General features: G+C 72.5%; 24 protein-coding genes. 13 read left to right on the top strand and 11 right to left on the bottom strand.

Going from position 1 to position 25068, the window contains the following annotated elements; genetic code table 11:
* Positions 1-38: 38 nt before the first annotated feature.
* The gene (locus tag Cco03nite_RS20760; RefSeq protein ID WP_203693814.1) at positions 39-1226 is read right to left on the bottom strand and encodes an RtcB family protein; all 1188 of its coding nucleotides are present in this window, start codon (positions 1224-1226) and stop codon (positions 39-41) included.
* A gap of 107 nt (positions 1227-1333) precedes the next feature.
* Positions 1334-1942: a PadR family transcriptional regulator gene (locus tag Cco03nite_RS20755; protein ID WP_203693813.1), complete on the bottom strand. Its 609-nt coding sequence runs from the start codon at positions 1940-1942 to the stop codon at positions 1334-1336.
* 55 nt (positions 1943-1997) lie between these two features.
* Here Cco03nite_RS20755 and Cco03nite_RS20750 point away from each other — a divergent pair, with 55 nt between their 5' ends.
* Positions 1998-2879: a CE1 family esterase gene (locus tag Cco03nite_RS20750; protein WP_203693812.1), complete on the top strand. Its 882-nt coding sequence runs from the start codon at positions 1998-2000 to the stop codon at positions 2877-2879.
* Positions 2880-2935: 56 nt separating this feature from the next.
* Positions 2936-3451: an SUKH-4 family immunity protein gene (locus tag Cco03nite_RS20745; protein ID WP_203693811.1), complete on the top strand. Its 516-nt coding sequence runs from the start codon at positions 2936-2938 to the stop codon at positions 3449-3451.
* Here Cco03nite_RS20745 and Cco03nite_RS20740 read toward each other — a convergent pair.
* From Cco03nite_RS20740 to Cco03nite_RS20730, 3 genes are all read right to left on the bottom strand, one after another.
* Positions 3412-3744, bottom strand: coding sequence for a hypothetical protein (locus Cco03nite_RS20740; RefSeq protein ID WP_203693810.1), 333 nt, complete (start codon positions 3742-3744; stop codon positions 3412-3414). The genes Cco03nite_RS20745 and Cco03nite_RS20740 overlap by 40 nt on opposite strands.
* Positions 3745-3823: 79 nt before the next feature.
* Positions 3824-4603: an ABC transporter permease gene (locus Cco03nite_RS20735; RefSeq protein WP_203693809.1), complete on the bottom strand. Its 780-nt coding sequence runs from the start codon at positions 4601-4603 to the stop codon at positions 3824-3826.
* Positions 4600-5502 carry an ABC transporter ATP-binding protein gene (locus Cco03nite_RS20730; protein ID WP_203693808.1) on the bottom strand — a complete coding sequence of 301 codons (903 nt, stop codon included), beginning with the start codon at positions 5500-5502 and terminating at the stop codon, positions 4600-4602. Before Cco03nite_RS20730 ends, Cco03nite_RS20735 begins: the two co-directional genes overlap by 4 nt.
* A gap of 133 nt (positions 5503-5635) precedes the next feature.
* Between Cco03nite_RS20730 and Cco03nite_RS20725 the strand changes: the two genes are divergently transcribed.
* The gene (locus tag Cco03nite_RS20725; RefSeq protein ID WP_373314284.1) at positions 5636-6871 is read left to right on the top strand and encodes a sensor histidine kinase; all 1236 of its coding nucleotides are present in this window, start codon (positions 5636-5638) and stop codon (positions 6869-6871) included.
* On the top strand, positions 6850-7521 hold the full coding sequence (locus tag Cco03nite_RS20720) for a response regulator (protein ID WP_373314281.1): 672 nt from the start codon (positions 6850-6852) through the stop codon (positions 7519-7521). Before Cco03nite_RS20725 ends, Cco03nite_RS20720 begins: the two co-directional genes overlap by 22 nt.
* Before the next feature lie 6 nt (positions 7522-7527).
* On the opposite strand, the gene Cco03nite_RS20715 is transcribed toward Cco03nite_RS20720, so the two are convergent.
* Positions 7528-7956 carry an ATP-binding protein gene (locus tag Cco03nite_RS20715; protein ID WP_203693806.1) on the bottom strand — a complete coding sequence of 143 codons (429 nt, stop codon included), beginning with the start codon at positions 7954-7956 and terminating at the stop codon, positions 7528-7530.
* On the bottom strand, positions 7953-8813 hold the full coding sequence (locus tag Cco03nite_RS20710; protein WP_203693805.1) for an MEDS domain-containing protein: 861 nt from the start codon (positions 8811-8813) through the stop codon (positions 7953-7955). The genes Cco03nite_RS20715 and Cco03nite_RS20710 overlap by 4 nt, the downstream gene beginning before the upstream one ends.
* 446 nt (positions 8814-9259) lie before the next feature.
* Between Cco03nite_RS20710 and Cco03nite_RS20705 the strand changes: the two genes are divergently transcribed.
* The 7 genes from Cco03nite_RS20705 to Cco03nite_RS20675 all read left to right on the top strand — a co-directional run bounded on the left by Cco03nite_RS20705 (position 9260) and on the right by Cco03nite_RS20675 (position 17870).
* Positions 9260-11890, top strand: a complete 2631-nt coding sequence (locus tag Cco03nite_RS20705) for a discoidin domain-containing protein (protein WP_203693804.1) — start codon at positions 9260-9262, stop codon at positions 11888-11890.
* 199 nt (positions 11891-12089) lie between these two features.
* Positions 12090-13832: a putative bifunctional diguanylate cyclase/phosphodiesterase gene (locus Cco03nite_RS20700; protein ID WP_203693803.1), complete on the top strand. Its 1743-nt coding sequence runs from the start codon at positions 12090-12092 to the stop codon at positions 13830-13832.
* Between the two features lie 267 nt (positions 13833-14099).
* Positions 14100-15533, top strand: a complete 1434-nt coding sequence (locus Cco03nite_RS20695) for a uracil-xanthine permease family protein (protein ID WP_203693802.1) — start codon at positions 14100-14102, stop codon at positions 15531-15533.
* A 60-nt stretch (positions 15534-15593) separates the two neighbouring features.
* Positions 15594-15962, top strand: a complete 369-nt coding sequence (locus Cco03nite_RS42915; RefSeq protein WP_203693821.1) for an SDR family NAD(P)-dependent oxidoreductase — start codon at positions 15594-15596, stop codon at positions 15960-15962.
* Between the two features lie 32 nt (positions 15963-15994).
* The gene (locus tag Cco03nite_RS20685) at positions 15995-16717 is read left to right on the top strand and encodes a histidine phosphatase family protein (RefSeq protein WP_203693801.1); all 723 of its coding nucleotides are present in this window, start codon (positions 15995-15997) and stop codon (positions 16715-16717) included.
* The gene (locus Cco03nite_RS20680; RefSeq protein WP_203693800.1) at positions 16701-17555 is read left to right on the top strand and encodes an NAD(P)H-hydrate dehydratase; all 855 of its coding nucleotides are present in this window, start codon (positions 16701-16703) and stop codon (positions 17553-17555) included. Before Cco03nite_RS20685 ends, Cco03nite_RS20680 begins: the two co-directional genes overlap by 17 nt.
* Positions 17556-17645: 90 nt before the next feature.
* Positions 17646-17870: a hypothetical protein gene (locus Cco03nite_RS20675; protein WP_203693799.1), complete on the top strand. Its 225-nt coding sequence runs from the start codon at positions 17646-17648 to the stop codon at positions 17868-17870.
* Between the two features lie 60 nt (positions 17871-17930).
* Here the strand turns inward: Cco03nite_RS20675 and Cco03nite_RS20670 are convergent, their stop codons facing one another.
* Both Cco03nite_RS20670 and Cco03nite_RS20665 read right to left on the bottom strand, forming a co-directional pair.
* Positions 17931-18383 (bottom strand): GNAT family N-acetyltransferase, encoded by a 453-nt coding sequence (locus Cco03nite_RS20670; RefSeq protein WP_203693798.1) that lies wholly within the window; start codon positions 18381-18383, stop codon positions 17931-17933.
* A gap of 37 nt (positions 18384-18420) precedes the next feature.
* Complete coding sequence (locus tag Cco03nite_RS20665) at positions 18421-19458, bottom strand: glutathione S-transferase family protein (RefSeq protein ID WP_239167516.1); 1038 nt, start codon at positions 19456-19458, stop codon at positions 18421-18423.
* 133 nt (positions 19459-19591) lie between these two features.
* On the opposite strand from Cco03nite_RS20665, the gene Cco03nite_RS20660 reads away from it, so the two are divergent.
* Positions 19592-19996 carry a hypothetical protein gene (locus tag Cco03nite_RS20660; RefSeq protein ID WP_203693796.1) on the top strand — a complete coding sequence of 135 codons (405 nt, stop codon included), beginning with the start codon at positions 19592-19594 and terminating at the stop codon, positions 19994-19996.
* Positions 19997-20000: 4 nt separating this feature from the next.
* Here the strand turns inward: Cco03nite_RS20660 and Cco03nite_RS20655 are convergent, their stop codons facing one another.
* Both Cco03nite_RS20655 and Cco03nite_RS20650 read right to left on the bottom strand, forming a co-directional pair.
* Positions 20001-20909 carry a class I SAM-dependent methyltransferase gene (locus tag Cco03nite_RS20655; protein ID WP_203693795.1) on the bottom strand — a complete coding sequence of 303 codons (909 nt, stop codon included), beginning with the start codon at positions 20907-20909 and terminating at the stop codon, positions 20001-20003.
* Between the two features lie 193 nt (positions 20910-21102).
* Complete coding sequence (locus tag Cco03nite_RS20650; RefSeq protein WP_203693794.1) at positions 21103-21939, bottom strand: hypothetical protein; 837 nt, start codon at positions 21937-21939, stop codon at positions 21103-21105.
* An 85-nt stretch (positions 21940-22024) separates the two neighbouring features.
* Between Cco03nite_RS20650 and Cco03nite_RS20645 the strand changes: the two genes are divergently transcribed.
* Positions 22025-25060: a BTAD domain-containing putative transcriptional regulator gene (locus tag Cco03nite_RS20645; RefSeq protein ID WP_203693793.1), complete on the top strand. Its 3036-nt coding sequence runs from the start codon at positions 22025-22027 to the stop codon at positions 25058-25060.
* Positions 25061-25068: the final 8 nt, after the last annotated feature.

Here is a 25068-nt window from a genome sequence, read left to right as displayed (position 1 = left end):
CCCGCCGCACCAGGCGGTGCGGCGGGCGCCGTCGCGGATCAGCCCTTGACGCAGACGACCTGCTTGAGCCGGGCCACCACGGTGACCAGATCGGACTGCTGCGCCATGACCTCGTCGATGTCCTTGTAAGCGGCCGGGATCTCGTCGACCACGCCGTTGTCCTTGCGGCACTCGACACCCTTGGTCTGCTCGGCCAGGTCGCGGGTGTTGAAGCGGCGGCGCGCCTCGTTGCGGCTCATCCTGCGGCCCGCGCCGTGCGAGGCCGACTGCAGCGCCGCGGCCGAACCCAGGCCCTGCACGATGAACGACGAGGCGCCCATCGAGCCCGGGATGATGCCGAAGTCGCCCGCCCCGGCGCGGATCGCGCCCTTGCGGGTGACCAGCAGCTCCTGCCCGTCGTGGAACTCCTCCGCCACATAGTTGTGGTGGCAGGAGATCTCCGGCTCGAACGCGACCTTCTTGAACTGCTTGCGCACCACGTCTCGCAGCAGCGCCATCATCACCGCCCGGTTGCGCCGGGCGTAGTCCTGCGCCCAGAACAGATCCCGGCGGTAGGCCTCCATCGTCGGCTCGCCGGTGACGAACACGGCCAGGTCCGGGTCGGGCAGGTCGGCGTTGTGCGGCAGGTCCTTGGCCTTGGCGATGTGGTACTGCGCCAGCTCGTTGCCGACCCCGCGCGAGCCGGAGTGCAGCATCAGCCAGACCCGGTCCTCGCCGTCGAGGCACACCTCGATGAAGTGGTTACCGCCGCCGAGCGTGCCCAGCTGCTGCATCGCCCGGCCCTTGCGCCGCAGCACGTGCGGGGCCGACAGGTCGTCGAAGTCGGTCCAGAACCGGTGCCAGCCGCGCAGGCCCGTGTTGAGGTGGTCCACGTCGACCGAGTGCTGGTGCAGGCCCATCCCGACCGGCACGGCCTTCTCGATCGCCGACCGCAGCCTGCCGAGGTCGTCGGGCAGGTCACGGCCGCGCAGCGACGTCAGCTGCGCGGTCATGCCGCAGCCGATGTCCACGCCGACGGCGGCCGGAGCCACCGCGCCGCGCATGGCGATGACCGAGCCGACCGTCGCGCCGATGCCGACGTGCACGTCGGGCATCACGGCGACGGCGTGCGTCCACGGCAGGGCGGCGACGTTGCGGAGCTGGTCCATGGCGCGCTCGTCCACGGTCGCGGGGTCGGCCCACAGCCGCAGCGGCGCAGCGGTGTCGCTGATGGTCTGGAATGGCATGTTCGGTGTTCCCCCGTCGTCGGTGCCGACTGAGGAGTGTGCCGAGGGTCGTGCCGTCTGGCCACTCAATATCAGTGTCGCGCGGGTTTCAGCAGGCGGCGAACCCGTCAATCACCGGCGGGCTCTCCGTAGGCGGCGGGGCGGCCGGTGCGCAGGCAGGCGGCCAGCCAGCAGGCCCAGCGGTGTACGGCACGCTGCGACTCGATGCCCATCATCAGCACCGCGTAGTTGCCGAACCGGGGGTGTCCCGGATCGTCCTGGCCCGCGGCGCGCATGCGCTCCGCGTCCTGGGCGAACTCGGCGAGCAGGCGGGTCGAGCGCTCGGCGAGGTCGGTGTAGAGGGCGGCCATGGCGGCAGGGTCGGCGCTGGTGGCGGCGTACGCCTTCAGGGTGATCTCGCTGCGCGGCTGGGCCGTCGGCGGGATCACCAGCCAGGCGCGCAGGGCGGCCAGCCCGGACGGCGTGACCGCGTAGGTCTTCTTGGCCCGCGGGCCCGGTCCGGCCTGCTCGACGGAGTCGACCCAGCCTGCCGCCGACAGCCGGGCCAGTTCGGGGTAGATCTGGCTGTGCCGGGCCGTCCAGAAGTGCCCGAGCGGAGCCTTGACCTGCTGGGTCAGCTGGTAGCCGGTGGCCGGGCCGCGGGTGAGCAGGGACAGCAGCGCATAGCCCAGCGTCGAACCGGTCGTTGCCGAATCGTCACCCTCGCCGGCCGCCATGCGCCCTCCTCACTATGTAAATTCTGACATGTCAACTCTGACATAGGGGGTACTCGTGAAACGCGTCTTCGCCCTGCTCGGCATCGCCACGGTACTCACCGCCTGTAGCCCCGCCGCGCCGACACCGCCGGCGGCGAGCGCGAGCCCGAGCCCGGCCATCAGCCTGCCGCCCGACCAGCCCGGCCCCGGCGACCACACGCTCGCGATCGTGCACGCCGGGGTGAAGCGCGACTACACGCTGCACGCGCCACCCGGATACCGGCCCGGCACGCCGCTACCGCTGGTGCTGGTCCTGCACGGGCAGCCCGGCAACAGCGCCGGGGCGGCCGGGCAGAGCGGCATGAACCCGCTCGCGGACAAGGGCGGCTTCCTGGTCGCCTACCCGCAGGGCGAGGGCGGCCGGTGGAACTCCGGAACCGCGGGCGATCCCACCAGCGGTGACGTCGGATTCATCGCCGCGCTCGTGGACCATCTCGCGTCCACCTGGGCCGCCGACCGCAAGCGGACCTACGTCGCCGGGTTCTCCGCCGGCGCGGCGTTCAGCTACCGCCTGGCCCGGGAGCTGCCGGGACGGTTCGCCGCGATCGCGCCGGTCAGCGGCCGGATGGACACCGTCGCCGCCTGGACCACGCCGCTCGGCACGGGCAACCCGGTGTCGGTGCTGACGTTCCAGGGTGGACAGGACATGCTCTCGCCCGCCTGGAGCAGCACCAACGAGTCCTGGCGGGAGGCCGCGGGCTGTGCCGCGCCCGTCGTCACCCCGATCGCCAACGCCCGCGGCCGGGCCGAACGCCGCGTGTCCACCTGCGCCAACGGCGGAGAGCACGTGGTGTACGCCCTGCCGGCCATGGCCCACGAGTGGCCGAACGCCCGCGAACACCCCGTGGACGCCAGCACCCTGATCGCGGACTACTTCGCCAAGCACCACCTGCCCTGACGCGCCCCCGCCGAGAACCGGCGGACCTGCGGCCCGATCGCCAAGAGTGGAGACCCATGTCCGTCCGGTACGAAGACCTCGCCGGCTACTTCGGCGTGGACAACCTGGTGCGGGCCGATGCGGCCGCGCTGAGCGGGATGACGCTGCCCCCGGACGCGGTGCGAGTGCTGACGGAGGTCGGGTTGCCGCGTGCGATCGAGGACGAGTCCTTCACGGCCGAGCCGCCGCAGCCGGTGCAGGTGGTGGGCTCACCCGACGCCTTCCTGCGGTTCGGTCGTTGCTCAGGATCGTTCTTCGCGATGAGCCCGGCGACAGGCGAAGTGTGGGCGGTGTCGCTGTACCCAGGCGATACCCATCCCGGCTTCGTCAATTCCTCGCTGGACGCGTTCGTCGAGTGTCTCCTGCGGTTCACCACGCTGTGGGAACAGATGCCAGACGTCCGCTCCCTGCCAGGGGAGTCCGAGCGCTGGGCCGACCTGATCGAACAGGAACTGCGTGCGGTGGACCCGCCATGCGTCGAACCGGACGCCTTCTACGGGGAGGTCATCGAGGAAGTCCTCATGGGAATCTGAAACGCCCGGCCGCGCTTCGCGGCCTGACCGTCGACGATCTCGGCCCGGCTCACGTGGCCGAGTTTCGGGGTGACCTCGGCCACCGGCGGGTGCGGCTGCGCGGCGCGGATCGTGCCGGCTGCCGTGTCCAGGAGCAGGACGCCGCGCGCCACGAGGTCGAGCATCGTCGCGTACGCCCCGGCGGCGGCGACCCGGCGCGCCGGCTGCACCAGCAGGGCGGCCAGGGCGGGACGTTCGGCGGGCAGGTCCGTCGCATGGGCGGGCGTGCGCCGACGATATCGAGCATCGTCCACGCCGTCGTGAGTGGACGCGTGGCCGGCGGGCACGGGAGTGTGTCCGCCGGCCACGGCTGTCGTCAGCCCGGAGTCAGCCTCACTTGATCTCGCGGCGGGCCACCCGGACCAGGCCCAGCACCATCGGGAGCACGATCCAGACCGCGACCGAGGCGCCCAGCCGGGCCCAGTCCCGCCCGGTCATGACCGGCTCCAGGAGCAGGCCCGAGGTCACCGACAGGTCCAGCCACTCGGCGGGGCGGGCCAGGGCGGCCACCATCTCGCCGAGGATGCTCCACGCGATCGGCAGCACGAAGTACAGCACGATCGCCAGGGCCGAGTTGAGTAGCAGCATGCCGAACGCGACCCCGAGCAGCACGTTGACGACCAGGAACAGGCCCGCCTTGCCCAGTGCCGATGCGGGCAGGTGCCACGGGTCGGGGTCGCCCGCGAACGGCAGCGCCGCAGCGGTCGCGGCCAGGCACGCCGCGTACGCGAGCACGGCCAGCGCGAGCGCGGCGAGCACCTTCGCCGCGGCGACCCGCATCCGCCGCGGCACCAGCGCGTACGTGGTGAGCGTGGTGCGCTGGGACCATTCGCTGGTGACCGACAGCACGCCGAGCACCGGCAGCAGCACCGCCGCGGGCAGCACCGTCGGGCCGAGCAGGCCGCCGAAGTCGAACTCGGGGGCGTCGGAGCTCAGCGACAGCACGGTGACGACGGCGGCGGCGAGCAATCCGACGACGGCCAGCAGCGAGGCGCCGGATCGGGTGTCGGCCATCTTGCGCAGCTCGACGGCGGTCAGCCGCCACAGCGGGACAGGGGAGTGGGGCGGCGTCGCGACGGTGGCGGTGGCGCGGGCGGGGGCGGTGACGGTCATCGGGCGGTCCCTTCCGGGGTCGTGGTGCCGTTGGTGAGGCTGAGGAACATCTCCTCCAGGCCCCGGGCGCGGCCGGGCTGCAGCTCCAGCAGCACCACGCCGGCAGCGGCGGCGGCCCGGCCGACGGCTTCGGCGGTGGCGTCGACGAGCAGCGCGCCGCCGTCGGCGGGGGTGGCCGACAGCCCGGCTGCCGCGAGCGCGTGGTGCAGCGCGGCGGGGTCCACAGCGCGTACCCGCATCCCCGCGCCGGACAGCAGCTCGTCCTTGGCGCCCTGCGCGACGACCCGCCCGTTGCCGATCATGACGAGCCGGTCGGCGACCGCCTCGACCTCGCGTAGCAGGTGCGAGGACAGCAGCACGGTGCCACCGCGGTTGGCGAAGTCGCGCAGCAGGCCGCGCATCCAGTAGATGCCCTCGGGGTCCAGTCCGTTGGCGGGCTCGTCGAGGATCAGCGCCCGCGGCTCGCCGAGCAGGGCCTGGGCCAGGCCGAGGCGCTGGCGCATGCCGAGGGAGTAGTCGCCGACGCGTTTGCGGGCCGCCGCGGCGGGCAGGTCGACCCGGGCGAGCAGTTCGGCGACCCGGCTGGTGGGCATCCGCAGCAGATGCGCGGCCAGGGTCAGGGTCTCGCGGCCGGTGCGTCCCGGGTGCTGGGCGGAGGCGTCGAGCAGGATGCCGACCTCCCGGCCCGGGTTGGCCAGCTGCCGGTAGGGGCGGCCGGCGACGGTGGCGTGGCCGCCGGTCGGCGGGGTGAGCCCGCAGATCAGCCGCATGGTGGTGGACTTGCCGGCCCCGTTCGGGCCGAGGAAGCCGGTGACGGTGCCGGGCGTGCAGCGGAACGACACGTCGTCGACGGCCGTCTGCGCGCCGTAGCGCTTGGTGAGATGCGCGACTTCGATCATGCGTACCAGCGTCGCGGGCCGCGGTCCCGGCGCGCAGCGGCCGCAGGGCGACGGTCGCAGACCTTGGTCGGCGGCAGGCGTAGACCAAAGTCGGTACCCGCCCGAGCAGGCCGCCCGTAACCTGGGAGCCACCATAACGAGCACCGCCGCCCCCGCCCACCAGCCGCGACTGCTGCGCCACCTGCTGCCCGGCGACCTGCAGCCCGACGGGGCCGTACGGCGGCGCACCGCCCGCGACTGGGCGGTCGACGCCGCCCTGTTCGTCGCCGCGGTGCTCATCGGGCTCACCGTGTACGACCTGGAAGCCGCCGGACGGCCGGTGCCGGAGCTGATCCAGCTCGCCGACCTCGTCGCCGGGGTGGTGCTGTGCGTGGCGCTGTTCTGGCGGCGGCGTTGCCCGCTCGCGCTGGCCGTGGCGACCGCGGTTGCGGGATCGTTCTCACCGCTGTCCGGCGGGGCGGCGATCGTCGCCCTGCTCACGCTCGGCGCGCGGGGCCGGCTGGGCGCGGTGCTGGCGGTCGGCGCGGCCAACGCGGTGCTGTTGCTGCCGTACGTGCACCTTTACCCGGACAAGGAACTGTCCTACTGGCCGTCGGTGGCCTGGTCCTGGCTGGTCCTGGCGGTGGCCACCGCCTGGGCGCTGGCGGTCGGCGCCCGCCGGCAGCTCGTGCACACGCTGCGGGAGCGTACGGTGCGGGCCGAGGCCGAGCAGGAGCTGCGCGTCGAGCAGGCCCGCCAGCTGGAGCGCACCCGCATCGCTCGGGAGATGCACGACGTGCTCGCGCACCGGATCTCGCTGCTCAGCCTGCACGCGGGCGCGCTGGAGTTCCGGCCGGACGCGCCCGCCGACGAGGTCGCCCGCGCGGCGGGGGTGATCCGGGACAGCGCCCACCAGGCGCTGCAGGATCTGCGCGCGGTGATCGGGGTGCTCCGCACGCCCGACGATTTCGGCGGCGAGCCTGAACGCCCCCAGCCGACGCTGTCCGACCTGCCGGATCTGGTCGCCGAGTCGGAGTCGGCTGGGATGCGGGTGCGGCTGACCCGGCGGCTGCCGGATCCGGTGGAGCTGCCCGCGCACGTGGCGCGCACCGCGTACCGGGTGGTCCAGGAGGGGCTGACCAACGCCCGCAAGCACGCGCCCGGTGCGGTGGTGCAGGTCGCCGTCGAGGGCGGGCCGGAGCAGGGCATCACGGTGGAGGTGCTCAGCCGCGCGCCGGTCGGTGTGCCGCCGCAGCGGGAGATCCCGGGGACCGGGACGGGCCTGGTCGGGCTCGCCGAGCGGGTGTCGCTGGCGGGCGGCCGGATCGAGCACGGGCGTACGCCGGCGGGCGACTTCCGGTTGTGGACGTGGCAGCCGTGGCCGGCGTGATCCGGCTGCTGATCGTCGACGACGATCCGCTGGTGCGCGCCGGGCTGTCGATGATGCTGGCGGGGCTGGACGATCTGCGGGTCGTCGGCGAGGCCGCCGACGGCACCGAGGTGCCCGCGGCGGTGGCCGCGCACGCGCCCGACATCGTGCTGATGGACATCCGCATGCCGCGCCTGGACGGCCTGGCCGCGACGGAGCTGCTGCGCCGCCGGCCGGACGCGCCGGACGTGGTCGTGCTGACCACGTTCGACGCCGACGAGCAGGTGCTGCGGGCGCTGCGGGCCGGGGCCAGCGGCTTCCTGCTCAAGGACACCCCGCCCGCGGAGCTGGTACGCGCCCTGCGCCGGGTCGCGGCGGGCGAGCCGATGCTGTCGCCGTCGGTGACCCGGCGGCTGATCGACCAGGTGACCGCTGGTCCCGGGGCGGCGCGGGCGGCGCACGCGCAGCAGCTGCTGAGCCGGCTGACCGAGCGGGAGCGGGAGGTCGCGGTCGCGGTCGGGCAGGGCCTGTCGAACGCGGAGATCGGGGTGCGCCTGCACATGAGCGTCGCCACGGTCAAGGCGTACGTGTCGCGCCTGCTGGCGAAGCTGGAGCTGAACAACCGGGTGCAGGTCGCGCTGCTGGCCCACGACCTGGGGCAGGAGCGGTGACCCGGATCAGAGAAGGATCTTGACGGTGATGCTGGTGCCAGGGTCCTGGACCGTGATCGTCATCTCGTCGGTGAACTGGCGGACCACCCACAGGCCGCGACCGCCCTCGGTGCTCAGCGGCACCTGACTCATGCCCGCGCTCGCCGTGTCGGCGATGCCCGGACCGTCGTCGCTGACCTGGCAGACGATCGAGCCGTCGTGCCGCCACAGGCGCAGCCGGCCTTTGCCGCCGCCGTGCCGGATGGCGTTGGTGGCCAGCTCCGTGGCCACCACCAGCAGCCTGCCCAGCCCCGGTTCGGCCAGCCCGAACTCGCCCGCGTGCGCGGCGACGGCCGCGCGCAGCGAGTACAGGTCGTCGGCGACGAAGACCGTGTCCAGCCCCGTCGGCTCCGCCACCGCGGGCGAAGGGTCCTGGAACTGGTCGGCGCCGGTCATGACTGCCTCTGCAGCGCCAGCTGCGGCACGTGTTCGGCCCCGACGGCGTCGAGCACCACGGCCACCGCCGACGGGCAGGAGACCAGCATCCGCCGTCCGGCGGGCAGGGTCGCGGCGGCCTTGACGATGGCGGTGGCCGCCGTGACGTCGATGAACCGCAGCTTGCCCAGGTTGAGGTGGATGTTGTCGTCCAGGCGCAGCGCCTCGGTCAGCGCCTGCTGCAGCGGCTGCAGGTGGGTGTAGTCCATCTCGCCGGCGACGCGCACGCCGGGCGGTCGGTGCTGGCGGCAGATCCGCAGCAGCGGCGTGTCGTGGTAGGCCAGCGCCGCGACCGTCTTGTGGTGGGCGTCGGTGGCGAAGGCCAGCGTCACCGAGTCGAAGGTCTCGCGGTCGTACTGGCAGATCGCGGTGAGCCGCCCGTCGGTGAACAGGCTCGCCGCCTGCTGCTCGAACGCGACCAGCTGGTCCACGGCGCTCGGCCGGCCCGCCCAGCACATGTCGGCGCTGACCCGCAGCCCGGGGATGCCGCGCCGGGCTGCCTGGTGGCGCTCCTGCGCGATCAGGGCGACCATGCGCTCGGCGGTCGCCCCGCCGTTCACGGCCGGGGCGTCCTGGCTGGTGTACAGGGTGAGCTGGCCGCGGCCGATGGCCGCCGCGGCGGCGACCTCGCGCATGGCCAGCTCCTCGGCCAGCTCGTCCGGGGTCAGCGCATCGGTGAAGCAGATCAGCCGCTGCCCGCGGTGCAGGCCGTCCGCGACGAACTCGGCGACCAGGTCCAGCCGCTCATCCGGGTCGGTGAACGTCAGGCACGCGTGGTCACCCGGGTTGATCTCGTCGACGGTTACCGCATCAGCCATGGCGATCCTTTCTTCGGCGCGGCCGGCAAGCCGCCAGTACCCAGCGGGAACCGCGGCTAACCAGGGCGGCGTGCCCGTTCTGTCACAGACGCCACATCTTCCGCAACATGATCGGGCATTCCTGCCGTGTACGCCAACCAAGCAGGTTACGGCAGGTGCCTGCGCAGGGGGTCCGCGGCCGCCGGCGATCGTGGGCAATCGCTCTCCCATGATCGACGAAAGCGGGCCGTGCCAACTCGGCGGGCGGAATGCTGTACCCGGCAACAAAAGCGCTGCCTGGGCACCTTCTGAACGGATCTCTGCGACACACCGTGGAAACACGCCCTTGACAGTCATCGAACAAACGACAACCCTCTGTTTCAGAGAGCGCTCTCTACCGTCCTCCGACCGTCCTGATCGCACAGGCCGGCCGGCCCCGTCCTCCAGGCCCCTAGCAGGGAGAAGAGATGCAATCCGTCCCCCGTCTGGCCGTATCCCGCGGCAGACCCCTATACGCCCTCGTGCTCGCAACCGTGGGCGTACTTCTCATGGCCTACCTGGTCGTGATCGGCAGCAGCACGGCCGACGCCGCGGTGACCCTGCTCTCGCAGGGCAAGCCCGTCACCGCGTCGTCGGTCGAGAACGCGGGCACGCCCGCCACGGCCGCGGTCGACGGCAACAACGGCACCCGCTGGTCCAGCGCGGCCAGCGACCCGCAGTGGATCCAGGTCGACCTCGGTGACACCGCCACCCTCAGCCAGGTCATCCTGCGCTGGGAGGCGGCGTACGCCACCGCGTTCCAGATCCAGTCCTCGGCCAACGGCACGAGCTGGACCACGATCTACAGCACGACCACCGGCACCGGCGGCGTGCAGACGATCAACGTGACCGGCTCGGGCCGCTACGTGCGGGTCTACGGCACTGCCCGCGCGACCGGCTACGGCTACTCGTTGTGGGAGTTCCAGGTCTACGGCGAGATCGGCGGCGGCACCGGCTGCGGCACCGCGAACGTGGCCCAGGGCAAGACCGCGACCGCCTCCTCGGTCGAGAACGCCGGCACGCCGGCCTCCAACGCCGTCGACGGCAGCGGCACCACCCGCTGGTCCAGCGCCTTCGCCGACCCGCAGTGGCTGCAGATCGACCTCGGCGCGAACACCCCGATCTGCCAGGTCATCCTGACCTGGGAAGGCGCCTACGCCACGGCGTACCAGATCCAGGTGTCGACCAACGCGACCAGCTGGACCACGGTCTGGAGCACCACCACCGGCACCGGCGGCACCGCCACCATCAGCGCGTCGGCCACGGCACGCTACGTGCGCGTCTACATGACGGCCCGGGCCACCGGCTGGGGCTACTCGCTGTGGGAGGTCGCCGTGCGCTCCGGCACCCCGACCTCGCCCAGCCCCAGCGTCCCGGCCTCGCCCAGCCCCAGCGGCGGCCCGATCCAGGGCGGCGGCTCGCTCGGCCCGAACGTGAAGGTCTTCGACCCGTCCATGTCCGGCGCGACGATCCAGTCGCAGGTCGACGCCGTCTTCAACGAGATGGAGTCCAACCAGTTCGGCCTGCAGCGCTACGCGCTGGCGTTCAAGCCGGGCACCTACAGCGGGTTCAACGCCCAGATCGGCTTCTACACCTCGATCATCGGTCTCGGCCAGAACCCCGGCGACGTCCGGATCAACGGCGACGTGACCGTGGACGCCGGCTGGTTCCAGGGCAACGCCACGCAGAACTTCTGGCGCTCGGCGGAGAACCTGTCGATCTACCCGTCGGCCGGGTTCACCCGGTGGGCCGTGTCGCAGGCCGCGCCGTTCCGGCGGATGGACATCCACGGCGACCTGAACCTCGCCCCGAACGGCTACGGCTGGGCCTCCGGCGGCTACATCGCCGACAGCCGCGTCTCCGGCGCCGTCGGGCCGTACTCGCAGCAGCAGTGGTACACCCGTGACAGCCAGATCGGCAGCTGGGTCAACGGCGTGTGGAACATGGTGTTCTCGGGTGTCGTCGGCGCGCCGCCGACCGGCTTCCCGAACCCCGTCTACACGACGCTGGCCAACACCCCGCAGAGCCGGGAGAAGCCGTACCTGTACCTCGACAGCGGCGGCAACTACCGGGTCTTCGTCCCGTCGCTGCGCAACAACGCCTCCGGCACCACCTGGGCGAGCGGCTCCACCCCCGGCACCTCGCTGCCGCTGACCTCGTTCTACGTGGCCAAGCCGGGCGACACCGCGGCGCGGATCAACCAGGCGCTGGCCCAGGGCCTGCACCTGCTGTTCACGCCGGGCATCTACCACGTCAACGGCACCATCAACGTCAACCGGGCCGACACCGTCGTGCTGGGCCTGGGCTACGCGACGATCATCCCGGACAACGGGGTCATCCCGATGTCGGTCGCCGACGTCGACGGCGTCAAGATCGCCGGTGTGCTGTTCGACGCCGGCGCGACCAACTCGCCGGTGCTGCTGCAGCTCGGCCCGAACGGGTCGACGGCCAGCCACGCCGCCAACCCGACGTCGATCTCGGACGTGTTCTTCCGGATCGGCGGCGCGCACGCCGGCAAGGCCACCACCAGCCTGCTGGTCAACAGCAACAACGTGATCATCGACCACATCTGGGCGTGGCGCGGCGACCACGGCGCGGGCATCGGCTGGACCGTCAACACGGCCGACTACGGCGTCATCGTCAACGGCAACAACGTGCTGGCGACCGGTCTGTTCGTCGAGCACTACCAGAAGTACAACGTCGTCTGGAACGGCCAGGGCGGCCGGACGATCTTCTTCCAGAACGAGCTGCCCTACGACCCGCCGAACCAGGCGGCCTACATGAACGGGTCGACCAGAGGCTACGCCGCGTACAAGGTGGCCGACACGGTGACCAGCCACGAGGCGTGGGGTCTGGGCGTCTACTGCTACTTCAACGTGGATCCGACGATCCACGCCGCCAGAGGCATCGAGACGCCGGTCAACCCCAACGTCAAGTTCCACAGCGTGTCCACGGTGTCGCTCGGCGGCAACGGTGTGATCGACAACGTCATCAACACCACCGGCGGACCCGCGCAGGGCACGGCCACCGTGCCGAGCACCGTCACCAACTTCCCGTGACCCGGGTGGTCCGCAGGTAGGTGACTGATCGAAGGCCGACCCGGCCGCTGTGCCGGGTCGGCCTTCCCGCGTCCGGGGCCGTACCGTGACCGGCTGCACTCCGGGCGGGGGCGGCTGGGAACAACACCGATGGACCTGGATGTTCGGCCTGGTCGTGACTACCTTCGGGAGGGACTGTCCGGACACAGGGAGGTGACGGATGACGGTCACGGGGAACATCGGGACCTTGGCGCGTCCTGCGCTGGTCGTGGACGCGGACACGCCCTGCGAGTCGCTGGAGGCGACGTTCCGGTCGCGCAGCGACCTCATGGCCGTGATCGTGGCCGACGGCGACCGGCTGGGCCTGATCATGCGCGGACGGTTCGACCAGGCCATGTCGGGGCCTTTCGGCTACGGACGCCTGTTGTGGCGGCAACGCCCGGTTTCCGCGGTCGCGGACTGGAAGCCGCTGTTCCTGCCCGGCGCCACGACCGTCGCGGCCGCCTCGCACCTGCTGCGCACCCGGCCCGCCGAGCACCGCTACGACGACCTGATCGTCGACCTCGACGCGCACCGGGTGGGCACCGTGTCCGCCGCGCACCTGTTCGACGCGCTCGCCACCCAGTTCGCCGACCGGGCCGTCCGCGACGACCTCACCGGGCTGGCCAACCGCTCGCACTTCCTCGACCTGCTCGCCGCCGCTTGTGCGGACGCCGGCGGCGACGGCGACCGGGTCGCCGTCGCGTTCGTCGACATCGACGGCATGAAGCGCATCAACGACTCGCACGGCCACCAGGCCGGCGACTCGGTGCTCACCCTGGTGGCCCACCAGCTGCGCGACGCGCTGCGACCGGGCGAGATCGCGGCCCGGCTCGGCGGCGACGAGTTCGCCGTGCTCGCCCGGGTGCGGCGCGACGTCTGCGCCGAGGAGGCGGCACTCGAACTCGGCCGGCGGTGCCTGCTGGCGATCGCCGCGCGCGACGGTCGCCACGACCCGGCGCTGCATCCCTACGCCAGCATCGGGGTGGCCGTTTCCGGCAACCGCTCCGACCCGCAGACGCTGGCCAGCGAGGCGGACATGGCCATGTACCGGGCCAAGCAGGCCGGCGGCAACCAGGTCGAGCTGGCCGTCGGCGTGGAAGCCGGGCTGGCCGGCGACGTCGAACTCGTCGACCGGACCGTCGCGCAGGCCGTCGAGCACGGCGAGCTGCGGCTGTTCTACCAGCCGATCGTACGGGTCAGCGACCGCTCGGTGGCCTCGGTGGAGGCGCTGGTGCGCTGGCAGCACCCGACCTTGGGCCTGCTGCCGCCGGGCCGGTTCCTGCCCGGGGCGCGCCGCGCCGGGCACCTGCCCGCACTCGACCGCTGGGTGCTGCACCGGGCGTGCGCGGACCTGGTCGCGATGGACGCGGAGCTGGGGGAGCGGTCGCCGAGCTGGGTCAACGTGAACCTGTCCGCGCCGACCCTGGCCGGGCCCTTCGACGAGATGGTCGTGCAGACGCTGGCCGAGACCGGCCTGCCCGCGTCCCGGCTGCGCCTGGAGCTGCCCGAGGAGGCCGACCTGCAGACCCTCGCCGACGCCGGGCCGCGCCTGGAACGGCTGATCGCGCTCGGGGTCTGGCTGACCCTCGACGACATGGGCGCGGGCTCGACGAACCTGCGCTACCTGTCCACGCTGGCCATCCACGGGATCAAGATCGATCGGGCGTTCGTCGCCGGGATGCTGCACAACCCGCGCGACCACGCGGTCGTCAAGCTGCTCACGGACCTCGCGCACGGCCTCGGGCTGCGGGTCACCGCCGAAGGTGTCGAGAACGCCGCACAGCTGTCCGAACTGGCCCGCCTCGGCGTCGTCAACGCCCAGGGCTACCACCTCGCCCACCCGATGCCGCTGACGGTGCTGACCAGGATGCTGTCCGGGGAGGCCGCCGAGCTTCCGCGCCCGGCCCGCGGGCGCGCCTGAGAGCCGCTGGGGTGCGAGCCGCCCGTTCGGCGAGGTGTCTCCGTGCGCGGGTACATCTTTTTTGATGTGGCCACATCAAAAAAGATGTACCCGGCCGAGGTGGCCCCGTGGGCCGGGGACGGACCGTGATCCCGGGGCCGATCGGCGACCGGCACGGCGTGGCCCGTCCGCCGCCGGCCTTCGCGCGGTGCATCCTGTGAGCAGTCCGTTGCGCCGGGTAGGCGGTCGGCGGGTGGTTCTGGGCGCGAGCGGGGCGTGAGGTGGCCGGTGTTCGGATGGCGTGAGGTCTACGGGGGCAGGACCCCGCCGCCCGGCCAGGTCGTCGCGCCCGACGAGCGGCTGTCCTGGCCGCGCATGGCCGGACTGGGCGCGCAGCATGTGGTGGCCATGTTCGGGGCGACGTTCGTCTTCCCGATCGTCATGGGCCTCAACCCGCAGCTGGCCATCATGATGAGCGGCGTCGCGACCATCTGCTTCCTGCTCATCGTCAAGGGTGTCGTACCCAGCTACCTGGGCACGTCGGCGTCGTTCGTCAGCGCCGTCGCCGCGATCCGGGCCCAGGGCGGCGACTCCGCACAGGTCACCGGCGCGATCCTGGTCGCCGGCCTGGTGCTGGCGCTGGTCGGCCTGCTCATCCACCTGCTCGGCTTCCGGGTGCTGCACGCCGTGCTGCCCCCGGTCGTCACCGGCGCGGTGGTCATGCTGATCGGCTTCAACCTCGCCCCGGTCGTGGCGTCGGTGTACTGGCCGCAGGACCAGTGGGTGGCCCTGGTGACCATGGTGTTCGTCATCGTGGTCGCGGTCGCCGCCCGCGGCTTCGTCGGCCGTATCGCCATCTTCCTCGGGCTGATCTTCGGATACCTGCTGTCCTGGCTGCTCGACCGCGTCGCCGGTCCGATCACCTCGGTGCTGCCCGGCGCGAGCGGGCCGACCAGCCACGACCGCGTCGACTGGTCCGGGGTCGCCGCCGCGCCCTGGGTCGGCTTCCCGCCGCACACCACCACCGGCGCCGACGGCAACGAGGTCGCCGGCTGGCACACCCCGGCGTTCTCGTTCGCGTTCATCCTGCTGGTGCTGCCCGCGGTCGTCGCGCTGATCGCCGAGAACGCCGGGCACGTCAAGGCGGTCGCCGAGATGACCGGCCGCGACCTCAACCCGGTCATGGGCAAGGCCATCGGCGCCGACGGCGTCGCGACCATGCTGGCCAGCTCCGTCGGCGGCTCGCCGACCACCACGTACGCGGAGAACATCGGGGTGATGGCGGCGACCCGGATCTACTCGACGGCGGCGTACTTCATCGCGGCGATCGTGGCGATCCTGTTCGGCTTCTCGCCGAAGTTCGGCGCGATCATCTCGGCCACCCCGGGCGGTGTGCTCGGCGGCATCACCGTCGTCCTGTACGGCATGATCGGCCTGCTCGGCGCGAAGATCTGGAAGGAGAACGGCGTCGACTTCGGCAACCCGATCAACCTCGTCCCGCTGGCCGCGGGCATCATCATCGCGATCGGCGACACCTCGCTGGTGTTCAGCCCGACGTTCCAGCTCAGCGGGATCGCGCTGGGCACGATCGTCACCATCGCCGGATACCACCTGGCCCGCTGGCTCGCCCCCGAGCACCTGCGTGAGCAGCAGCGCCTGGAACGCCCCTACCCCGGCGTCGGGCTGTCCCCGGCCGAGCAGCGCGGCGCCGCCGACGCCTGAGCCCGCACTGTGCCCGGATGAGCCCGGATCGTGTCGCTTCGCTGGGATGATGGACCGGTGATGATCGACCTGTCCGGGCGCACGGCGCTCGTCTCCGGCTCCACCCAGGGCATCGGATACGCCATCGCCGAAGGCCTGGCCCGCTGCGGTGCGCACGTCGTCGTCAACGGCCGCGGCGCGTCGACCGAAGAGGCGGCGGCCCGGCTGCGATCCGCCGTGCCGGACGCGCCGGTCACCGGGGTCGCCGCCGACCTGGCCACCGCCGACGGCGCGGCAGCCATGCTCGACGCGATGCCTAACACACCGACTCCATCCTCCCCTGACCCACCCGCGTCGATCATGAACTTATGGCACGGCTCAACGGCGTGTCCCGGACATAACTTCATGATCACCTTGCGTGGGACGTGTCAACGGCGGGCGGACGGGTAACTCAGTGACCTCATCAGTGGCCAAGGGGAGACATGGGCGAACTGGAATGGCTGGGCGCCGTACGCCACGCCGAGAGCATCGGCAACGTCGCCGCTGTGCTCGCCGAAGGCTCCGGGGCCCAGCGCCTGGACCTCGCCCCGCGCGACCCCGACGTGCCCCTGTCGGACCTGGGCCGCGAACAGGCGGCCGCCACCCGCGGCTGGCTGGCCGGCCAGCCCAGACCCGACCTGGTGCTCGTCTCGCCCTACCTGCGCACCCTCGACACGGCCAAAGCCATGACCGACGGACTCGACTTGCGCCTGACCTGCGACGAACGGCTGCGCGACCGGGAACTCGGCATCCTCGACCTGCTCACCGCCCGCGGCGTACAGGAACTGCACCCCACCGAGGCCGATCGCCGCCAGCGCCTCGGCAAGTTCTACTACCGCCCACCCGGCGGCGAGTCCTGGGCCGACGTCGCCCTGCGCATCCGCATGCTGCTGTCCGACCTGCGCCGCGACCACGACGGCCGGCGCGTCCTGCTGGTCACCCACGACGTCGTCGTACAGATCATCCGCTACCTCGTCGAAGACCTCGACGAGCAGCGCCTGCTCGACCTCAGCCGCGCCGAGGCGATCGTCAACACCTCCATCAGCCTATGGGCCCGGGACGGCGACGGCCGCCTCACCCCGCAGCTGTTCAACGACGTCGCCCACCTGCGCGCCCGCGACACCACCCCGACCCGCGAGGAGGGCCTGCGTGCCGAGCCGGTCTGAACCCGCCATCGTCACCGTCCAACTGCTGCGCGACTGGCCGCTGCCCGAGGTCGCCGGAGCCAAGGACAGCCGCGGCACCGCCCTGATCGTCGGCGGCTCGCGGCACACCCCCGGCGCGGTCCTGCTCGCCGGAGTCGCCGCGCTGCGCGCCGGGGCCGGCGTGCTCCAGCTCGCCGTCGAGGAGTCGACGGCCACCGCGCTCAGCATCCAGGTGCCCGAAGCGCTGGTCCTCGACCTGCCCGAGCCCGGCCAGGTCCTGCCCGACCGGCTCGCCGAGCTGGCCGGGCAGGCGTCGGCCGTCGCCATCGGACCCGGCCTCGGCGACATCGACCACGCCGCGGCCCTGCTGCGCCACGTGCTCGCGGCCACCAGGCCCGAAACCACCGTCGTACTGGACGCCTACGCCCTCGGGGCACTCAGCAAGGACCCGTCGCTCACCGCCGACCGGCCCGGCTCCTACGTGCTCACCCCCAACATCGACGAAGCCCGCTACCTGCTCGGCGGCGACCTCGACGAAGACCTGACGGATGTCGCGGTACGCATCGCGCAGCGCTACCGCGCCGTGGTGTCGCTGTTCGGGCGCATCGCCGAACCGGACGGCCGGACCTGGTGGGAGCAGACCGGCGGCAGCGGCCTGGGCACCTCCGGCAGCGGCGACGTACGCGCCGGCGTCGTCACCGGCCTGCTGTGCCGGGGCGCGCAACCCGCACAGGCCGCCTGCTGGGCGGCGTACGCGCACGCCGGCAGCGCCCAGCGGCTGGCACCCCGGTTCGGGCGGATCGGCTTCCTGGCCCGGGAGATCGCCGACGAGATCCCCGCGGTGCTCGCCGCGGTGTGACCGGCCGTGCCGCCGGACACGCCGATCAGCTACCCGGGTGGTCACGCGTTTCCGGCCGCGTGCCCCCGGTCACGTCGTAACGTCGAGACCATGGACGAGCAGAGCATGTCTTCATGGTGGAACGACGGGTTGTCGGGTGAGGACCGCGACGAGTGGTGCGCGGCGCTGGACACGGGCATGGTCGGCGAGGACCTTTTGATCACCCTCACCGACGGGCAGCGCGCCTGGCTGGACAACGCCGGGACGGCGACCGCGTCCATGGGCCAGGACCTGCAGGCATTCATCGCCGAGGAGTGCGCGAAACGGCTCAGGTGATCGATGGTGCGAACGGGCCGGGAACGTCCCACAAGCGCATGACCACCCTCCGCCATGTTCCTAGTCCGGTGGCAGCTGCAGAAGCTGCCGCGACGACTCGAAGCCCAGCCGCTCGTACACCGGCACCGCCCTGCGGCCGGAATGGACCGTCACCCGGATGGCACCGAGGCGGATCGCATGCTCCGCGGCGGCCTGCACGAGCGCCGAGCCGATGCCCTGGCCGCGCTGCTCGGGCAGCACGAAGACGGTCTGGATGTCAGCGGACATCCGGCTGGTCGCGCCCGGCCTCGGGATGCGGGGCAGGAGCGCGACCCACGCCATGCCGACGATCTCCGGTTCGCCGACCCGGGCGACGAACGCCAGGTGCGACTCCCGATGGGCGGCCCACCACTGCGCGAGTTCCGCGGCGAACGCCTCGACGGACCGCCCTTCTGGTTCCTCCTTGACGGTGTCCAGCCACAACAACCCGGCAAGGCCGGCCACGTCGCCCACATCCGCCTGATCGATCTTCACGCGGCGAGTGTGCCACGGCGTGCTGCTCGAGCCCGCCTCACCCGAAATCCGGCACCGTCTCGTCGGGCGCGACCGGGCCGGGCGGGGTGCCGTCGCCGAACGGGCGGCCGCCCAGCTCCTCGCGCCCGTGCGGGGTGAGCCAGCCCGACAGATCGGGCCCGGCGGGCACCACCCCGGTCGGGTTGATGTCACGGTGCACCTCGTAGTAGTGCGACTTGATGTGCCCGAAGTGAACCGTGTCGCCGAACCCCGGCGTGGCGAACAGATCCCGCGCGTACGCCCACAGCACCGGCATCTCGGCCAGCTTCTGCCGGTTGCACTTGAAATGCCCGTGGTACACCGCGTCGAAGCGCACCAGCGTCGTGAACAGTCGCACGTCGGCCTCGGTGATCGTGTCACCGACCAGGTAGCGTCGCGTGGCCAGCCGCTCCGACAGCGCGTCGAGCCGCGCGAACAGCCGCCGGTACGCCGCCTCGTACGCCCGCTGCGACCCGGCGAAGCCGCACTGGTACACCCCGTTGTTGACGTCCTTGAACACCACCGCGTTGATCTCGTCGATCTCGGCCCGCAACGCGGCCGGATACAGCTCGGGCGCGCCCGGCCGGTGGTGGGCGGTCCACTCCAGCGACAGGTCGATCGTCATCGGGGCGTAGTCGTTGGTCACCACCTTGCCCGTGGTCACGTCCACGATCGCGGGCACCGTGATGCCGCGCTCGTAGCCGGGGAACCGCGCGAAGTAGGCGTCCTGCAGCCGCTCGATGCCCAGCACCGGGTCCCGGCCGTCCGGGTCCAGGTCGAAGGTCCAGCTGCGCGCGTCGTGCGTCGGCCCGGCGACCGCCATCGGCAGCGCCTGCTCCAGCCCGAGCAGCCGCCGTACGATCACCGCCCGGCTCGCCCACGGGCAGGCCCGGCTGACGACCAGCCGGTAGCGGCCGGGCTCGACCGGGTAGCCGTCCCTGCCGTCGGCGGTGATCCGGGTCGCGATGTAGCGCTGGTCGCGGGTGAACTCCCCACCGGGGATCACGTAGCGGCCCTGCTCATCGGTGGTGCTGGCACCCGTCGCGGTGTCGGTCATGCCGACCATTCTGCCGCGCGGTACAGGCGGCGGCGAGCCGCACACCGCCGTGGCGCCTGCACGGGCGCGGGTTCATCCGGCTTGAAGACGAGGTGGAGACTGGACGCATCCTTCGGAGATGGGGCCCGTCACAGTGATCGAGATCAGCGTCTGGCAGGAGTGCCTGCGCCGTCTGCACCATGCGTTCGAGACCTCAGCCGCCACCGTGAGGCAAGGCAACGAGGGAATGTGGTTCATGCCCGGTCATCGGACGACTGAGCCTCGACCACTCGAAGCATGGGCGGAATTCAACGGAACCGACGACCTCGGCCTCCGCGAGGAACTCGTCATATTCGTGACGTTCACGCGGGTCGGCGACAGCATCAAAGGTGAGGCGGACCTGTCGACGGGCGACGGAATGGTGCTGGCAGACGGGCCGACGCTCGTCGTGCGGGAGGCGGACTCCGCGGCTGCGATCCTGGACTACGCAACCGCAGTCGAGGCGTTCGTCAGGGACTGCGAACCGACGCTTCGCGAAGTCCTGTGCCGAGCCCGTTGACCTCTTAGGCGTCCTCGGGGAGTTCGAAGTCGCAGACGATGACCGCCGGCACCGCCCACGCGGCCCGTACCGCCTCGGGCAGCAGCGTGATGAGCGACCACGGCCAACCGGCCCAGTCGCCGGGATCCGCCTCTGCCAGCGGCACCGGCGGCGGCGGTGGCGGCTGGTCACCGCCCGAGCCGCGCGGCTCCTCGCACGCCCGGATCCGGAACCCGGCGGCCAGCCCGGCGCGCACGAAGTCGCCGGTCGTGTGCCGGTACGTGGCGACGAGACCGGGTTCGCCGGCCGGCCCGAGCGCGTGCGGGATCGAGCCGCGGAAACCGATCTCGCAGTGCGCATCGGAGATCACCGCGTGCCCGCCCGGACGCAGCACCCGGGCGAACTCGGCCAGCACCGGCTCCAGCGAAGGCGAGTGGGACAGCGCGAGGCCGGAGACGACGAGGTCGACGCTGTCGTCGGGCAGCGGCAGCTCACGCAGATCGCCCAGGCGGAACTCGCCGGACGGCACCCGGGCGCGGGCCCGCTCGAGCATCTCCGGCGAGCTGTCCACGCCGATCACGGTGAACCCCTGCCCGGCAAGGTATTCCGCATGCCTGCCGGTGCCGCACGCCGCGTCGAGGGCGTCGCCGACGGGCAGCGCCTCGACGAGCCGGTGCATGACCGGCTCGTCGATGTCGAACAGGCTGTTGCGCGGCTCGTCGTAGCTCGCCGCCCACTGCCGGTACCCGGTGAGCGTGTCGCCCCGCCCGACCAGCACCCCCTCGTGCGTGGTGAGTGCCGGATTTGCCAGCAGGGCCCGTACCTCGGCCAGCCGCCGCCGCGTGAAGTCCTCGTCGTGCTCCCCGCCCCACCCGTGCAGGAGCGCGAGGCCCTCGATCCCGAGCAGGTACGCCAACGGATGCTGGTAGATCATGCGGCGACCGTAGCCCGCCGTGCGACATCGATCCACGTATTTTCGTGGCGGCGGCCAGCGGTGTTGCGGGGGTCAGACCACGTGCCCGGCCGCCTTCGGTGGCGAGATCTGAGTGCCTGGCCGCTATCGGCGCGCCATACTGCCCGGCCGCGTGCGGAACCACGCGTCACCCCGGGAGCGGACGGACCCCACCTCACCGGTCTCTCTGCAACGCCTGATCACGCTCCTGATCAGGCGCGCCGTTCTTCGCGTCTTCCGCAAGCGCTTGGCGGATCAACTCGATGGCGGCCGCGTCCGGGTGGTTGGCGGGTGCGGGTTCGACAGGCTCGACGGCCGTTGTTCTCCACCGCATCACCTCGGCGAAAGATCCAGCGACGGCCGTGAGGTCGGCGGCGCTCAGAGTGCGGAGCGCTACGGCATCGAAGACCTTGGAGATCATGAGATCGCTGGCGTGCTTCCGTGCCGCGAGCGTGAGCGCGCGATCATCGAGATCCTGCTCTCGGCTGCGCCAGTCCTGTTCGCGGCTACGGTGCTCGTGCTGATTCCTGCGCCAGCGCTCGATCAGGGTGAGGATCTGGCCCAGCAGTGCGAGAGCGCCGACGCTGTAGACGTACCACTCCATCTTGGCGGCGTGCGTCAGGGCAATTTCCAGTGGGCTGTTGAGCTTGAGAGAGACCGTTCGCATCGGGGCGGCGCGGCTGATCGAGTTCGCCGCCTCCTCGTACCCGTCCGGATTGTCGGTGTGTCTGGGTAGCAAGCCTGGTTGCGTGGCGGCCCGGGCGAGTAGCGCCACCTCGTAGATGTTGTCGATGGCGGCCAACAACCGGCGGACGACGAACAGCTCGGGCGTCTCGCCCAGGTCGACGCGTATGATCATTCCAGGCATGACCACATTGGATCCAGCGTGCTGGGACACCATCCGATGTTCGCATATTCGCGTGGTGGACGGGTTGTCGCGTTCGCGCATGTCGGTCGGATCGACGTCCCGGGCATCGACCGGTGCCGGTGCTGGCGGTCCGATGGCTGTCACCGGAAGAATTCATTTGCCGTCCGGATCGGACACGGGTTAATTCGGATCGGGTGCCGTCAGGAGCAGAACGGAGGGACGAACGACGATGGTCAGCGGGCCGAGCCGCCGGATCGTGGTCGGCGCAGCGGGCTACGGCAAGACGACCCTGCTGCGTGGCCTGTGCCCGCCCGTCCGGGCGCGCTGGTGGCAGGGCGGCGACGATCCGTGCGGCTTCGTCCGCGGGGCGGCCGCCGACGACGTGCGCTGCCTCGTGCTCGACGACCTGCCCGCACTGTCGGTGCCGGAGCTGCGCGAACTGCTGATCGCGATCGAGGAGCTGCCCGACGACGCGGAGGTGTCGCTGGCCTCGCGCCGGCCGCTGCCGTGGCGGCACACCGGCCGGCCCGGCCGCTGGACCGAACTCGGCCCGGCCGAGCTCGCCCGCACGGTGGACGATGTCGCGGCGCTGCTGGCGGAGGAGGGCGGCCTGTCCGATCCCGACCTTGCCGCCGCGCTGCACACCGCCACGCGGGGCTGGCCGGCGCTGGTCGACTTCGCGGTGGAGGCGGTCCGGCTCGGCGGTCCGGCGGCGGGGGAGTCGGCGAAGGCCCTGGCCGTGGGCGGGCTGCGGGAGTATGTCCGGGCCGAGGTGCTCGGTGGGCTGCCCGATGCGGCACGGCGGCTGGTGGCCGACGTCGGCGACCGTACGCCGGTGACCGCGGGGCTGTGCGCGGCGCTCGGCCACGACGACGCCGAGGACCTGATCGCCCTGCTGCGCCGGACCGGGCTGCTGGTCCGCGGACCGGTGGTGCCCGGGCTGCCGGACGACGACCACGTGGTGCCGGTGATAGCGCAGGTGGCGGTCATGGATCGGGGTGTACGGGCACCGGACGCGCATCCGCATGCCGCGGCGGCCTGGTACGGCCGGCACGGTCCGCCGGGCGCGGCGGCGCGGGAGCACCTGCGCGCCGGAGACCATGCCGGGGCGGCCCGGGTGCTGCGCGAGCACGGCGACCGGATCATCGCGGCCGGGCAGGCCGCCCTGGTCACGGAGGTGTTGGCGGCGCTGCCCGAACCGGAACGTGATCACCGGCTGGTGCTGTTGCACGCCGACGCGCTGCGCACGGCCGGGGACCTGGAGGCCGCCGCGCGCGCGTACGACGAACTCGGCGCCGGGCGGCACGAACTGGACGCGGGCCTGGCCTGGCGGGCGGGCCGGGTCGCCTACCAGCGCGGCGACGCCCGGGGCGCGCTGGACGTGTTCGCCCGGGGCGACGAGCGCGGCGACAGCGCCGACACGGCCCTGCTGACCGCCTGGCGGGCGCACGCGTACCTGCTGGCCGGGGACACCGACAGCGCGGTCGGGGAGGCGCGCGAGGCGGTGCGCCGGGCGGTGCGCTCCGGTGACGACGGGGCGCTGGCCACCGCGTACCTGAGCGTGGCGCTGTCGCAGGCCGTCGCCGGGGACGCCGCGGGCAGCGAGGAGCACTTCGCGCTCGCGCTGCCGATCGCGCACCGCACCGGCGACGTGATGCTGCTGACCCGCATCCACACCAACCGCACGTTCCAGCACCTGCAGGCGGCGCGCTACCCGGCGGCGCTGGAGGCGGCGCGGCTGTGCGCGGCGTACGCGCGGGCGGCCGGGTCGCCGAGCCTGCAGGCGATCGCGCTGGGCAACGAGGCCGACGCGCTGGCCATGCTCGGCCACTACGACGAGGCGGCACGCCGTTACCGGGCGGCGATCGGGCACTACCAGCGGTTCGGCTCGCGCCGGTTCGCCGGGGCGGTGCTGGGTCTGGCGGAGCTGTTCCGGCGGCGCGGCTGGCGCGAGCAGGCGCGGGCCGCGTACGAGCAGGTGGTGCAGGTCGCCTCGGGCACCGGCAACGCGCATGTGCTGGTCCCGGCGCTGTCGGGGCTGGCTATGGTGCTGCTCGGCGACGACGTGAAGACGGCCGCCGGGCACGCCGACGCCGCCGCCGACCAGGCCGGGCCGGAGCTGTCCGGTCCGGCCCTGCTGGCCCAGGGGTGGATCGCGCTCAGCCAGGGCGAGGCCGGCCGGGCCGCGGATCTGGCCACCGAGGCGGCGCGGGTGGCCCGCGGTCAGGGGGACCGGGCGGGGCTGGCCGACGCGCTGGAGTTGCGGGCGGCCGCCGAGGACGACCCCGGGCGGGCTCGTGCCGCGCTGCGGGAGTCGCGGGCGATCTGGATCGAGGCGGGAGCCGAGGTCGAGGCGGCCCGGATCGCCGTGCTGGCGAGCCGTACGCCGTGGGCGGGGCCGGACGAGCGGGCCGACGGGGTGTTCGGAGAGCAGCGGCTGGCGGCGGCGGACGCGCTGGCGGACCGGATCGGCGGGGGGCCCGGTGCGGCGGTGGACCGCCCGCCGGTCGTGGTGCGGGCGCTGGGGCGGTTCGAGGTGGAGTTGGCCGGGCAGGTGGTCCCGGCGTCGTCGTGGCAGTCGCGCAAGGCCCGTGACCTGCTGCGCATCCTGGTCGGGCGGCGTGGGCGGCCGGTGCCGCGCAGTGAGCTGAGCGAGCTGCTGTGGCCGGATGGTGACGTGCAGCGTACCGGGCACCGGCTGTCGGTGCTGCTCAACATCGTGCGGGGGGTGCTCGACCCGGGCAAGGCGCATCCGGCAGACCGCTACCTGACGGCCGACCAGGGCAGCATCGCGCTGAACACGGCCACCACGGGGGTGGACGTGGAGGACTTCCTGGAGCAGGTGGCGCGGGGCCGCCGCCTGGTCGAGCAGGAGGCGTTGCCGCAGGCGCGGCTGGTGCTGCTGGCCGCGGACCAGCTCTACCGGGCCGACGCGTTCGAGGACGAGCCGTACGCGGAGTGGGCGGGCCCGCTGCGTGAGGAGGCGCGGGCGGCGTACCTGGCGATGCTGCGGATGCTGGCGCACACCAGCCGGGCGGCGGGCCAGCCGGGCGCGGCCGTGGCGTACCTGCTGCGGCTGCTGGAGCGCGATCCGTATGACGAGCGGGCGTACCGGTCGCTGGTGCGCACGCTGGTCGCGGGCGGGCAGCACGGCGAGGCCCGGCGTGCGTTCGACCGGTACGGCGAGGCGATGCGCTCGATCGGCGTGCGCCCGCCGGACGGGGATCTGCTGATCCCGGTCCGGCGGGCGGCAGCCCCCCGCTGACCCCCTGG

It is taken from the genome of Catellatospora coxensis (assembly GCF_016862635.1).
In the GTDB taxonomy this organism is placed as follows: domain Bacteria; phylum Actinomycetota; class Actinomycetes; order Mycobacteriales; family Micromonosporaceae; genus Catellatospora; species Catellatospora coxensis.
Note: the sequence above shows the minus strand (reverse complement) of the source record. Positions and strands in the feature narration are given on the sequence as shown.